The organism is Planococcus plakortidis, assembly GCF_001687605.2.
Classification (GTDB): Bacteria; Bacillota; Bacilli; order Bacillales_A; family Planococcaceae; genus Planococcus; species Planococcus plakortidis.
This window is the reverse complement of sequence record NZ_CP016539.2, coordinates 334,886-347,280: the sequence shown is the minus strand read 5'-3', so window position 1 is coordinate 347,280 and position 12,395 is coordinate 334,886. Positions and strand designations below refer to the sequence as shown.

The following is a 12,395-nucleotide window of genomic DNA, read 5'->3' as shown; positions in this document are numbered from 1 at the left end:
CGACAGTAAACGTCCAGCCCCCAGGCCCGAAAAAAGAACAGCCGGATTTGCCATCCGGCTGTTCTTTTTCCATTGATCCTCATTTCGCGAAAGTCGTAAGGGTTTGCCGCTGATATTCCAGATACTTCGCCAACTCCAGCATGCCGTATGTGCCGGCTACGACCTCTGCATCGGCGTTATAATTCGTATTCGTGTTGACGTCGTAAGTGAACAATTCACCCTCGCCATTCCGGATAAATTCGATTCCCGCCACTTCGATGCCGTTTTCTTTCAGGAAGCGTTCGTATTTGGCGATGATCGGATCATCAAAGCCTTCGATGACCTGGAATTTCGGGCGCGTTTCCGATGCGCCGTCCGCAGGGCAGGAAATGTCTTCGAGGCGGCAGGCATCGGCTGGGCATAACTCGAAGCCTTCCGATGTATCCACGCGCACGGCATAGAGGAATTTGCCACCGACGAATTCGCAGCGCGTAATGAACGGCTCGGGCGATTGAATGTATTGTTGCAGCAACGTGATCCCATCCACGGATTCGTCGAATTCACCACCGCCTACATATTCTTCCAACGCCTCTACTGAATGGAACAACCGGACGCCGAGCCCTTTTCCTGCACGGTTATGCTTGGTGATGAACGATTCCCCTCCAAAAGCGGACGCCGCAGCAAGAAGCTGTTCCTTACCGCTCACCGCAACCGTTTTCGGCGTCCGTATGCCGTTTGCATCAAGCGCCATATACTGGTTCACTTTGCTCACTTCAAGACGCAATGCCCGGCTGCCATTGACGACGCGCCGGTTATGGCGTTCAAGCCAGGCGATTTTCGCTTCGGCCATTTCAGGCGCGAACCGGTGCCCTCTCGTATGCGATGAAGCGCTCATACGGTTATAGAACACCCCTTTCGGCGGCTCTTCCGACAAATCGATGGATCCCGTATCTGTAAACCAATCTTCATAAGGAACCCCAAGTTCTTCCAAACGCCGGAATAAATGGATCGTCCATTCTTCGTTTTCATGAATGACATAAACTTTCTCCGTCATGCGGTTTCCTCCTCAGAAATAGAGCTTTGAATACATTGAGCATACAGCATCCGTTAAATCCCTACAAGTCTTATAGACTTTAAAGAGTAAACCACAAAAAACGCCGGATGCCCCGGCGCCCGTTTCAAGAAGTGAACGTCGAGGGCATCAAGACGGCAACTACTTCGCCGTTTGCGACTTTTACTTCCCCTGCAAACACTTCCACATTCACTTTGAATTTTTTCGGATGAATCTCTTCGACTTTCCCCACCGCTTTTAAGGTCTTGCCTTGCGGTGTCGGTTTCAGGAAATCGACATGCAAGGAACCTGTCACGAAACGCGGCGGTTCTTCCCCGCTGCCAGGTTCATGGCCGTTTTTGCGGTGAAGCGCTAGCGACGCCGATCCCGTGCCGTGGCAATCCACAAGCGATGCCAATAATCCACCGTAAACAAACCCGGGAATCGCCGTATGTTCTTTCCGCGGTTCATAGAAAGTCACCGTCTCTTCGCCATCCCATCCTGTCCGGAGATGGAGCCCGTCTTCGTTCAAGCGCCCGCATCCGTAGCACCAGGAGAAATCATTCCCATACTCGTCTTGAATTGCATGTTCTACCGTTTTACTCAAACCATTCCACTCCTTTTGTAAAAGTCATCCTCAGCTCTATTCCACACGGCTTTGCCCGATGCCTGCCTCAACACGCGATTTTAAAAGACATAGAAAAAGCGTGACCCGATAAATTCGGATCACGCTCTTCCTTACCTGATCCTCCAAATCATCCGTGGAGGATTTTCGCACGCGGAAAATTCTATTCAATTCTTCTACAAACGTACATGTTGGCGATGTAAAACTCCCGCCTATGCAGTTTAATGGCGCTGGCCGTCTTTGGATTTCTCACATATACCTCTCAGTGATCAATAGACTTTGCAGCCAGGCGTTCAGTTGCACTTACACAAAAAACCTACCTGTTACTGTTGAAACTTCTTAGGCTGAACCATTTTCATCTGGTTCCCGACAAGAGCTATATCGCCAGTAAAGCAAATTTTCCGCCAAGGCTGTGCATATTCTCATCAGAAGGCGATTCCGGTAAAGACCGCTCGTGTCTTCTGACGGTCATTCCGCCTTGTACTGTTCTATACCCGCCTATTTATCGCTTAAACCTATTTTTCATAATTTTCTTATTAATTTTAAAACTTTTTTACTTTTCCTAATTTGAATATTATACTTAGGATTAGTTCGAAATCCGGAATACAAGGGAGAGAAAATCATTGGTTAAAAGTTTACCGCCACGTTCAGAAGTATCTATAGAAGAAACATGGAATTTAGAAAGCCTGATGGCTAGCCCCGAGGCGTTTGATGCTGCCTTGGAGGAAATCGACCAGGAAACAGCGGCCTATGCCGGGAAGTTCCAAGGCCAGATCACCGATGCCGAATCGGCTCTTAAAGCACTCGAGTCGTATCTGGCAATTGCCGAAAAATTGGTAGCCCCCGGCACTTATGCGAGCCTCTCCTACAGCACAGACCAGACCGATACGAAAGCCCAGATGCGCGCCGGAAAATACAGCGCCTTTTCTGCAAAAATCGGCAGCCGTCTCGCTTTTGTGACAAGTGAACTGCTGGAATTGCCCGAAGAAACGCTGAAGCAGGCGATGTCGGAGTCCAAGGAGTTTGAGGGCTATTTGAGGAAACTGCTGCGCAAAAAACCGCATCAATTGCATCCGGCTGCCGAAAAAGCGTTGGCCTCGTACGCTTCCGTCTTTCAAGCGCCTTACGAGCTGTACAATACGACGAAAATGGTCGACATGGACTTTCCGGATTTTGAAGCAGGCGGCACTTCCCACCCGCTCAGCTATGTATCGTTCGAAGGCGACTGGGAAGCGGAAACCGACACCGAACTTCGGCGCGCTGCATTCAAGGCGTTTTCCGATAAGCTGCGCGATTATCAGCATACGACGGCCAAAACGTACGATATGCAATTGCAGACCGAAAAAACGACGGCTGATTTACGCGGATACGGGGATATTTTCGAATACCTGCTGTTTAACCAGGAAGTCGACCGCACGCTTTATGACCGCCAAATCGACCTGATCCAGGCAGAACTCGCCCCGCACATGCGCAAATACGCGCGCTTGCTGCAAAAAGCGCATGGGTTGGATAAAATGACCTTTGCCGATTTGAAGATTTCCCTGGACCCCGAATACGACCCGGAAATCACGGTCGAGGAATCGAAACAGTATATCAACGATGCGCTCGGCATCATGGGGACCGATTATCTGGATATGGTTGAACGGTCATACGATGAACGCTGGATCGATTTTGCGCAGAACAAAGGCAAATCGACAGGCGCGTTCTGTGCGAGCCCGTATGGTGACCACCCGTATATCCTCATTTCCTGGACCGGGCGCATGAACGAAGTATTCGTCCTTGCACACGAACTTGGGCATGCCGGCCATTTTTATCACGCGAACCGCGAACAGAACCTATTCAATGCACGCCCTTCGCTGTACTTTATCGAAGCGCCGTCGACGATGAACGAAATGCTCATGGCCAATCATCTATTGAAGAATTCCGAAGACCCGAAATTCAAGCGCTGGGTCATTTCGTCGATCGTGGCGAGAACCTATTACCACAACTTCGTTACCCATTTGCTCGAAGCGGCCTATCAGCGGGAAGTGTATAAAAAGGTCGATGCTGGCGAAAACGTCAATGCCGGTACCCTTAATGCGCTGAAACGCGGCGTGCTCGAGGAATTCTGGGGAGACGATGTGGAAGTCACGGAAGGCGCGGAATTGACCTGGATGCGCCAGCCGCATTACTATATGGGGCTTTACCCGTATACCTACAGCGCGGGGCTGACCATTTCCACACAAATGTCGAAGCGCATCTTGTCGGAAGGGCAGCCAGCCGTCGATGAATGGATTGGCGTATTGAATGCAGGCGGCACGAAAACCCCTGTCGAATTGTCCAAAATGGCCGGTGTCGACATCACGACCGAACAGCCGCTGCGCGACACGATCGCCTACATCGGCGAATTGGTAGACGAGCTCGAACGCTTGACCGAGGAAATCGAACAGCACAATTAAACTAAATAGGCGGCAAGGGGGACTCCCCATGCCGCCTGTTTTTATTTTGGCCGCACGAAGCGGACCATCACCTGTTCGATGAAGATAGCGATAAGGGTCCCTGAAATCAAACCGTTGGATAGAATGGCTGCAACAGCTGAAGGCAGCCCAGCCATGCTTTCGGTCGGGATGAACATCAAGCCCACGCCCGCCATCAAGCCGAACGCCGCCACTTTATAGGCTTGCTTGCGGTTGGGTTCCAGTTCTAGCTCGTTGAAAGCCATCTCCACCATTTTGGAGAAAATCGCAAAAATGACAGCATATGCGACCGGAGCCGGCAAAGAAGCGAGCACAGCCATCAATTGCGGGAATAAGCTGATGCCTGCGACAATCACGCCCCCGACGATAAACGGGCGGAGTCCCGGCGTCCTTGTCGCGCTGACAAATCCCGCCGCACCCGAAATCGGCACAGGGCCCACAGAAGAAAATAGCCCCGCAAGCAGATGGTTGAGCCCAGATGCGATCGAGGCTTGCTTCATGCGGTCTTCCGCTTGGATAGAAAAAGCGTTTTTCAACAAGCTCTCCATGACACGGACAGAGGCCATCATATTCGCGATGAGCAAGATGGTCAAAAACAAAGTCGTGACCAGCATTCCCCCGTCAAAGACGAGCGGGCCAAAGACCAGCATGTCCGGAAAGGCCATCCATGACCCGCCGGTTTCGGGGATGTTCGGCGCTTTGCCGATCGCCCAAAACAGCAACCACCCAAAAGCGATGGACAGGAGAACAGAGTAACGGCTGATGAACGCCGACCGATGGGCCATGAAATAAAAGGTGGCCAGGATGACCGCAACCGCTGCCACCAGTACCCGCACATCCAATAAACCTCCTTCCGCCGCAATGCCGAACAGGCCTTTCATGATCGATTCGCTGATCTGCAATACGAGCAATAGCAAATAGACAAAAGTGACCGTTGGAGTGAAAAACCGCTTCAGCTTATCGACCACTCCCGTCACGGCAAATACCATGAATAAAATACCGCTATAGAACAGTCCGCTTTGCAGCACTTGCAAGGATTCCTCGGCCGTGGAGTATAAGACGCCGACAAGGCCGGCGTAGACGATAAACACGCCCCACCATAAACCAGCCGGCCCTTCGTTGATCGGCAAACGGTGGCCGATAAAGGCTTGGATCAGGCAGGCGATGCCAAGGACGAAAATGGTGCGCTGCAAGAACAGCGCGGTCTCGGCAGTGTCCATACCGAAAATGCTTGCGATGGCAATGGGGGCGGCAATGGAGGAAGCGATGAGGAAAATCGCCCATTGCAAGCCGCCCGCTAAATTTTTTGTCATGATGGCAACTCTTTTCTTTAAAGTATTGTTTCAGTATACACCTTCCACTAACTAGAAAAAGCCCTGAAGCGTCAGGGCTTTTTCGTCGGTGGGCCGTTTGTATCCTTCGGCTCTTCCGGTGTATTCGGAGTTGCTTGTCGTTCCGATTGCGTTTGTCCATCAGAATCATGTTGCATCTCACCGCGGTCGTAAATGACCGGGTAGCCTTGCTCGTTCAATTTTTTGACTTGCTTTCGCGATGCTTTCGTCAAAAGACGGACGATCAGGATCGATAGGATGAAAATGATGACGACCGAGATGATTCCCGGAATATATTCTGATTTATCTTCAGGAAAATAGAGAAAGTCCATAACATTATTACCACCTTTAAACTTCAAGTTTCCCTAGTATTATACATGAAGCTGGACGGTTGCTGGTGCCGGCCAGGTGAACATTTCATGGCAATCCGACAGCATGCGTTACCGCTTGCTTGAGGATTTCGTAAGAACGCGCGCGCTTTTCCTGGTCATAAATATAGGAAACGGCCATCAATTCATCGATTGGCAATTCACCGGCAAAACGGCCGATTTGTTCTCCCAGTTGCTCGGCATTCCCTTTGAATGTATAGCGTGCCATCGATTTGACCATCGCTTCTTCCGCGTAGCTCCAACGGCCTTCCATCGTCTCGACAGGCGGCATCAATGGGTTTTTCGTTCCGCGGACGACATTCAAGTAAAACTGGTCGCTCGATGTCGAAAGCTGTTCCGCTTCCTCCGCACTATCGGCACCGACTACGTTGACGCAGGCGATGACGTACGGCTCTGCCAGAGTATCGGAAGGCTCGAAACGGCTGCGGTAGATGGCGATTGCCGATTCCAGCTGCTGCGGGGCGAAATGGGCGGCAAACGCATACGGCAAACCGAGTTTCGCTGCGAGCACCGCGCTCGATGTGCTCGAGCCGAGGATGAACAGCGGCACTTCCGTCTCAACGCCTGGATACGCTTTTACGGATTCCTGCGCCTCAAGCGGGCCCAGATAACGCTGCAGTTCTTCGACATCTTCAGGAAATTGGAAGGCGGTTTCCTGGGTCGTCCGGCGAAGCGCGCGGGCTGTTTGCATGTCTGTCCCCGGTGCGCGGCCAAGGCCGAGATTCACGCGCCCTGGATGCATCGTCTCAAGCGTGCCGAATTGTTCGGCAACCACAAGCGGCGTATGGTTCGGCAGCATGATGCCCCCAGAGCCGACTTCGATCGTGTCAGTCGCTTCGAGCACTTTCGAGATAAGGATTGACGTCGCAGAACTCGCGAGCGTCGGTGTATTGTGATGTTCGGACAGCCAGAACCGTTTATAGCCGAGCTGTTCGGCATGGCGTGCGAGATTTTTCATATCTTCAAACGCTTGCACCATTGGAAAACCTTGGCGCACTGGCACCAGGTCCAAGATGGATACGGCAAGCTCTTTTGTTTGTTGTGTCATGCGTCAACTTCCTTTCATTCCATTCGGATGATATAAGGATAGGAGGAAATTCCTTCAAGTTCAAACTATTTGCTCTGTCTACAACTGATAGCTCTTGCCGATTTCAGCGAACGCTACATCTCCGCTGTAAGTTTTCTTCGCTTCCGTAAGGATTTCGGATAACTCCCCGTATTGCGGCAAATGGGTCAGCAGCAGCTGTTTGGCCGAAGCTTGTGAGGCAAGTTTCCCTGCTTGGCTGCCGCTCATATGGCCCTGGATAATGCCGAGATACTTTTCGTATAGATTGGATTCTGCAACGAGCAGGTCGGCAGATTCCGCAAACGGCACGAGTTCATCTTTCCATGCCGTATCGGCTGTGAAGACCGCTGTCCGCTCCCCGTTCGTAAAGCGCATCGCCAGGCAATAGACAGGATGGTCCGTCTCACAGAAGGTCACTTGGAATGGACCGAGTTCAAGCGTATCGCCTGCCCCGATCGCCCGTCCTTCCGTCACGCCTTTATAGGACAACGCAGCGAATCCTTCTTCGTCTTTGTCGTGCGCATAAATCGGTAATGGCACATCCCATTCCTTCAATTGCATGCCGACCATCGCCGCATGCTGCAAGACGCCGATATCCGCCACATGGTCCGCATGGTAATGGCTGATGATGACCGCATCGATGTCTTTCAGTTCCGTATAATTCTGCACCGCCGCGACGACCCCGCTGCCGCAGTCGAGCAGGCAGCGATAGCCGTCCTGTTCGATCAAATAAGCGCAGGTCGCTTCGTTTTTATTCGGATATCCGCCCCAGATCCCGATTGGCGTAATTTTCATAGTGACCACTCCCCCAGTTTTTCCCCAGTATATCATTTCAGCACACGGCGCATAGTTTAAGAGTATTTGCTGGTGGTATATAGGCAGTAAGAAGAAAATATTGGAGGGATTCGTTTTGGTAATCAAACTATCAGTCGAAAACGCAGTACAAGCAAAAGCAGAAATCGAGAAGCTTGAGACGCAGGGATTTACACATGACGACATCTACATTTTCGCCCACGACCCGAAACGCACGAAAGACATCTCGAAAGCGCTCGATACAGAATCTGTCGGCATGAAAGAACAAGGCTTCCTTGATAGCATGAAAAACATGACTTCTTCCCGCGGCGATGAATTGCGCGCGAAGCTGGAAGCTGCCGGACTGACGAAAGAAGAGGCAGAGGAATACGAGGAAGTGCTCGACACCGGCAAACTGGTGATCGTAGCGAATAAAGACCATTCATAACCACAAGACCCCGCAAGGCTCTCCGCCATGCGGGGTTTTATGATGCGCCCATTAAATCCCTCTAAAAAATGCTATATCGAAAGTATTTTTTAGCTATATAGCCCTTTATAAACGACTAGTAAAATACTCTTGTTTTCCTGATTAAGTTTGTGAAAACGTTTTAATTTTGCTATATTTGAAAAAGGTTAATTTTCAAACAAGTGAATTCGCACGCTTAACGAGGGGGAGCAAGATGTTTAAAAGTATTAAAATGGGAAGCGCCTTTATCGGGATCATTGTCGGTGCCGGTTTCGCTTCGGGGCAGGAAATCCTGCAATATTTCACCAGTTTTGGCGTCATGGGGACAGTGGCAGCCGTTATCGCCACTGCACTTTTCGCTTACCTCGGGATGAGCTTGACGCGCCTCGGCAGCCGCATGCGCACCACTTCCCATAAAGAGGCCATTTTCGGGATCAGCGGCCGGTTAGTCGGTACGATTGTCGATTACATCATCATTTTGACCTTGTTCGGCGTAGGGGTGGTCATGATCGCCGGGGCAGGTTCAATTTTTTCGCAGCAGTTTGGCTGGTCAGCCGCTCTCGGCAGCACTGTCATGGCGGTTTTGATCATCTTGACGATTATGATGAACGTCCAAAAAGTCATCAATATCATCGGGAGCATCACGCCATTCCTGATTCTTTCGGTCATTGCGCTCGCCATATATAGCTTGATGACGATGGATGGTTCATTTTCGGGGCTTGAATCCATTGCCAAGGAACAGGAATCAGCTGTCAGCAGCTGGTGGCTCTCTGCCATCAACTATGTTTCCTTCAACATTGCGGTCGGCGCTTCGATGGCCATCGTCATGGGCGGTACAGAAAAAGACCCGAAAATCGCAGCACGCGGAGGATTCATCGGCGGCCTTGGCCTCGGGATCCTGATCATCTTGAGCCATTTGGCGATTTTCTCGCAAATCGACGTTGTCGGCACGGCAGAAATGCCGATGCTGCAGATTGCAGATGACTTGTCGCCTGCACTTGGCGTCTTCATGTCGGTCATTCTGTTCGGCATGATCTACAACACCGGCGTCAGCATGCTGTTCTCGTTCTCCGCACGTTTTGTCGAGATGGGCACTGCAAAGTTCCGCATCTTCGTCATCGTCGTTGGAGTCGTCGCTTATATCCTAAGCTTTGTCGGGTTCACGAAACTCGTCAGCATGTTCTATCCGATTGTCGGTTACCTCGGATTGTTCCTCGTCGGCGCATTGATCTATGCCGACATCAAGAAACCGAAACCACAAGAAACGCGCGCAGAAAAAATCAGACACCAAAGCACATGATTGTGCTTTAACATTCAGTGTGTTGAAGAAGTCTATGACCGCTGCAACTTAAAACATAGATCATTTCTCCACATTCAATACTCAATAATCTTTCTAAGTATTTGGAGAAGCGTTCGCTCGACTCCTGTGGATCAGCGAGACGGCCGAGACCCCGCAAGGCGCACCGCGACTGAGGAGGCTTGGACGCGAGCCCACGGAGTCGTGCGATAAGCTTCGGTAAATACTATTTCTTATCTTTATTAAAAAGCTAACACCAAAGCACAATCATGTGCTTTGGTGTTTTTTTCATGGTACCGTTACTATAAGGCTTTTCAGCAAATGGAACGGAGGAATAGACGATGAGCGAAATCATTCAATTGAACGGCCGCCCGATCGAAACAGACCAGCTTGAACTTCATCAATTGGCGGATGGCCGCAGACAGATTTCTTGCGATTTCAAAGTGACAAGCGATGCCTACCATGACATTGCCGTGCTTTTATATGAAATGGATTTCCGCGTCGCTTTGCCGGCGAAAGGCCAGGAATTCGACGCTGCCATTTCCAATTATTACACCGATACGACCAACCTTTATAAAGGCAATGAAGTAGCGGATTATCATCTGGAACTGACCGAATTGGCATCAAATTGAAAAACAAACGCAAGAAAAGCGTATGGAGAAAAGTCTTCATACGCTTTTCTATTTCCGCTTAAAGCGGCTGCCGGTGTTTTTGCTGCGCAAACGCGCCAGCAACTCTTCAGCTTTATCTGCGTGTTCATTCGTCTGCGTGAGATCCGCTTCGATATCCACGACACGCCCCGATTCGAGACTCAGCGTGAACCACATGCCTGCCCTGCTGCCTTCCGGCAAATAACGCAACGGCACATGGAATTCGCGCCCGGCTTGCTCTGCGATGATGACAGCCATGCCTCCATCTTCAAAACGATCCAATACCCCTCTCATCTCCTCACTCCCCTACACAAGCTAATCCCTGTTCTTTCAATCCGGCTAATTTCCCTTCGCCGATGCCACTGACACGCGTCAAGTCATCAAGCGTTTCAAACGGGCGTTCTTCGATAATCGCTTTTGCCAAGGATTCCCCGATCCCAGCGAGTTCCGTCAATTCCGCAGTGGAAGCACCGTTGATGTCCACACAGCGGTTGCTGCCTTCTTTGGCAACACCTTCACGGTCAGTTTCAACACTGTATTCCTGACCGTCCGTCTCGACGATGATGGTGCCATTGACGTCAGTGCCATATACTTCCGCCCCTTCGTTTTCCGCCGATGCCAGCACCTCCGCGTAAGGATGGCCATAAGGATTATCAAGGCCGGCGCTGTAAATCGCCACATCGGGCTTGATAGCCTGCAAGAATTCCCGGCTGGTGGATGTATTGGATCCATGATGGCCCATCAGCAAGATATCCGCTTCAAGTGACAAGCCGCTCGCGACCATTTCACGCTCTGCCTGGATATCGGCATCGCCAGTGAAGATGAACGCTGTCTCCCCGTAACGGATGCGGAACGATAGCGAATCGCCATTTGTGTCGCCGCTCAATTCTTCGGGATGGAGCACTTCAATCGTTAAGTCCCCGACGTCATAAACATCCCCGCGCCGCGGTTCTTCGTAGGGAATCCCCCCTTCATCGATCGCTTCGAGTGTCCGGATAAACGTATTGGACGAACTCGGGTTTCCTGACATCCACACTTCCCCGACCTCATAAGTTTCGATGACGCGCGACAACTGCCCGATATGATCGGCATCCGGATGGGTCCCGACCGCAATATCGATCTTTTCGGCTTCCAGTTCGTCCAAGTAAGCCAATACATCACTCGCGTTCCAGTCTCCTGCATCGATCAGCATCGAATAGCCATCCCATTCCAGATAAGCAGCAGATCCTTGGCCGACGTCGATGTAATGGACCGCGAGCCATCCCGGCTGTTCTTCTGCCGTGTTTCGCTGCGGCTTTCCAGGTTCTGCCGGTTTCGGTTGCGCCGGTTCACCGAGCGGTACGCAGCCCGCCAACCCCAGCAGGGACACGGCGAGCCATAATATCTTTTTCATGTTTCCCACCTCTTACCCGAATTTTACCATAGCCCGGGGAAAACACGGACATTCCATATAAAGAAGCACGGGTTCCCCCGTGCTTTCATGTCGACATATAGTCGCCGCCGTTCATATGCAAAAATTGCCCGGTCATATAGGAATTTTGCGGATCTGCCAAGAACACATACGCTTTCACAAGTTCATACGGTTGGCCCGGGCGCCCCGCCGGCACGTCTTCTCCGAAATCGTCTGCGACGTCCGGATTCAAATCCCCGAAAGTTTTTGTAATGAGCGGCGTCCAAATCGGGCCCGGCGCGATGCCGTTGACCGCGATCTCCTCGCGGACGAGCCGCCTTGCCAAGGAGCGTGTCATGGCGACCATCGCGCCGTTCGCGCCGGAATAATCGATGAGATCCGAATGGCCCCGGTAGGCATTGATCGAAGCGGTATTGATGATACGCGCTCCTCTCTTCAAATGGGGCAATGCCGCGCGCACCAAATAAAACATCGCAAACGCCTTGATCTCGAAGGTTTTCAGCATTTGCTCATCGCTGATATCGAGCGGTGATGTTTGCGGGTATTGGAATCCTGCGTTATTGACGACGATATCTACAGCACCGAACTCTTCGAGCGTAAAGTGCACGAGCGCCTCGCAATTTTCGGATTTCCCAAGGTCTCCTCCCAAAGCACGCGCTTCGCCTCCGTATGATCGGATGATGTCCAAGGTTTTTCCGGCGCCTGCGTCGTCATCGAGATAACCGATGACCACGCGCGCCCCTTCCTTTGCATAAGCGATCGCAACCGCCTGCCCGATGCCGCTGCTGGCACCGGTGACAATCGCCACTTTCCCTTCCAAAGCGCCGCTCGCTTTGTAATCGGCCAGATCGGTGTTATCGAAACTTGATTGTGCCATTGCCC

Annotated in this window: 13 protein-coding genes; 4 read left to right on the top strand and 9 right to left on the bottom strand. The window is 51.4% G+C overall.

All coding sequences use genetic code 11. The features are described from left to right. Positions 1-79: 79 nt before the first annotated feature. On the bottom strand, positions 80-1,033 hold the full coding sequence (locus tag BBI15_RS01850; protein WP_068871723.1) for an ATP-grasp domain-containing protein: 954 nt from the start codon (positions 1,031-1,033) through the stop codon (positions 80-82). A 124-nt stretch (positions 1,034-1,157) separates the two neighbouring features. Next, positions 1,158-1,637 (bottom strand): PaaI family thioesterase, encoded by a 480-nt coding sequence (locus tag BBI15_RS01845; RefSeq protein WP_068871721.1) that lies wholly within the window; start codon positions 1,635-1,637, stop codon positions 1,158-1,160. Positions 1,638-2,278: 641 nt separating this feature from the next. Between BBI15_RS01845 and pepF the strand changes: the two genes are divergently transcribed. Further along, entirely contained in the window at positions 2,279-4,093 is a 1,815-nt protein-coding gene (gene pepF / locus BBI15_RS01840) for an oligoendopeptidase F (RefSeq protein ID WP_068871719.1), read from the top strand. 41 nt (positions 4,094-4,134) lie between these two features. Here pepF and BBI15_RS01835 read toward each other — a convergent pair whose 3' ends face one another. The 4 genes from BBI15_RS01835 to BBI15_RS01820 form a co-directional block, all read right to left on the bottom strand. Further along, positions 4,135-5,424, bottom strand: coding sequence for a purine/pyrimidine permease (locus tag BBI15_RS01835; RefSeq protein ID WP_068871717.1), 1,290 nt, complete (start codon positions 5,422-5,424; stop codon positions 4,135-4,137). A 71-nt stretch (positions 5,425-5,495) separates the two neighbouring features. Continuing rightward, positions 5,496-5,774, bottom strand: a complete 279-nt coding sequence (locus BBI15_RS01830; RefSeq protein ID WP_068871715.1) for a hypothetical protein — start codon at positions 5,772-5,774, stop codon at positions 5,496-5,498. 85 nt (positions 5,775-5,859) lie between these two features. Beyond that, positions 5,860-6,879 (bottom strand): LLM class flavin-dependent oxidoreductase, encoded by a 1,020-nt coding sequence (locus BBI15_RS01825; protein WP_068871713.1) that lies wholly within the window; start codon positions 6,877-6,879, stop codon positions 5,860-5,862. A 78-nt stretch (positions 6,880-6,957) separates the two neighbouring features. Next, positions 6,958-7,692 carry an MBL fold metallo-hydrolase gene (locus BBI15_RS01820; RefSeq protein ID WP_068871711.1) on the bottom strand — a complete coding sequence of 245 codons (735 nt, stop codon included), beginning with the start codon at positions 7,690-7,692 and terminating at the stop codon, positions 6,958-6,960. Positions 7,693-7,807: 115 nt separating this feature from the next. Here BBI15_RS01820 and BBI15_RS01815 point away from each other — a divergent pair, with 115 nt between their 5' ends. From BBI15_RS01815 to BBI15_RS01805, 3 genes are all read left to right on the top strand, one after another. After that, positions 7,808-8,137 (top strand): YflT domain-containing protein, encoded by a 330-nt coding sequence (locus BBI15_RS01815; RefSeq protein ID WP_068871709.1) that lies wholly within the window; start codon positions 7,808-7,810, stop codon positions 8,135-8,137. 232 nt (positions 8,138-8,369) lie between these two features. Next, positions 8,370-9,455 carry a YkvI family membrane protein gene (locus BBI15_RS01810; protein ID WP_068871707.1) on the top strand — a complete coding sequence of 362 codons (1,086 nt, stop codon included), beginning with the start codon at positions 8,370-8,372 and terminating at the stop codon, positions 9,453-9,455. Positions 9,456-9,793: 338 nt separating this feature from the next. After that, the gene (locus tag BBI15_RS01805; protein WP_068871706.1) at positions 9,794-10,084 is read left to right on the top strand and encodes a DUF3219 family protein; all 291 of its coding nucleotides are present in this window, start codon (positions 9,794-9,796) and stop codon (positions 10,082-10,084) included. A 48-nt stretch (positions 10,085-10,132) separates the two neighbouring features. Here the strand turns inward: BBI15_RS01805 and BBI15_RS01800 are convergent, their stop codons facing one another. The 3 genes from BBI15_RS01800 to BBI15_RS01790 all read right to left on the bottom strand — a co-directional run bounded on the left by BBI15_RS01800 (position 10,133) and on the right by BBI15_RS01790 (position 12,390). Further along, on the bottom strand, positions 10,133-10,396 hold the full coding sequence (locus tag BBI15_RS01800; RefSeq protein ID WP_068871704.1) for a DUF3006 domain-containing protein: 264 nt from the start codon (positions 10,394-10,396) through the stop codon (positions 10,133-10,135). 4 nt (positions 10,397-10,400) lie between these two features. Next, complete coding sequence (locus BBI15_RS01795) at positions 10,401-11,495, bottom strand: MBL fold metallo-hydrolase (RefSeq protein WP_068871702.1); 1,095 nt, start codon at positions 11,493-11,495, stop codon at positions 10,401-10,403. An 85-nt stretch (positions 11,496-11,580) separates the two neighbouring features. Continuing rightward, positions 11,581-12,390 (bottom strand): SDR family oxidoreductase, encoded by an 810-nt coding sequence (locus tag BBI15_RS01790; protein WP_068871700.1) that lies wholly within the window; start codon positions 12,388-12,390, stop codon positions 11,581-11,583. Positions 12,391-12,395 lie beyond the last annotated feature (5 nt).

Bases quoted from the DNA above. Each gene is read 5' to 3' on its own strand.
- BBI15_RS01835 (WP_068871717.1), bottom strand. From the start codon at position 5,424: ATGACAAAAAATTTAGCGGGCGGCTTGCAATGGGCGATTTTCCTCATC.
- BBI15_RS01795 (WP_068871702.1), bottom strand. From the start codon at position 11,495: ATGAAAAAGATATTATGGCTCGCCGTGTCCCTGCTGGGGTTGGCGGGC.
- BBI15_RS01825 (WP_068871713.1), bottom strand. From the start codon at position 6,879: ATGACACAACAAACAAAAGAGCTTGCCGTATCCATCTTGGACCTGGTG.
- BBI15_RS01820 (WP_068871711.1), bottom strand. From the start codon at position 7,692: ATGAAAATTACGCCAATCGGGATCTGGGGCGGATATCCGAATAAAAAC.
- BBI15_RS01805 (WP_068871706.1), top strand. From the start codon at position 9,794: ATGAGCGAAATCATTCAATTGAACGGCCGCCCGATCGAAACAGACCAG.
- BBI15_RS01790 (WP_068871700.1), bottom strand. From the start codon at position 12,390: ATGGCACAATCAAGTTTCGATAACACCGATCTGGCCGATTACAAAGCG.
- BBI15_RS01830 (WP_068871715.1), bottom strand. From the start codon at position 5,774: ATGGACTTTCTCTATTTTCCTGAAGATAAATCAGAATATATTCCGGGA.
- BBI15_RS01800 (WP_068871704.1), bottom strand. From the start codon at position 10,396: ATGAGAGGGGTATTGGATCGTTTTGAAGATGGAGGCATGGCTGTCATC.
- BBI15_RS01810 (WP_068871707.1), top strand. From the start codon at position 8,370: ATGTTTAAAAGTATTAAAATGGGAAGCGCCTTTATCGGGATCATTGTC.
- BBI15_RS01850 (WP_068871723.1), bottom strand. From the start codon at position 1,033: ATGACGGAGAAAGTTTATGTCATTCATGAAAACGAAGAATGGACGATC.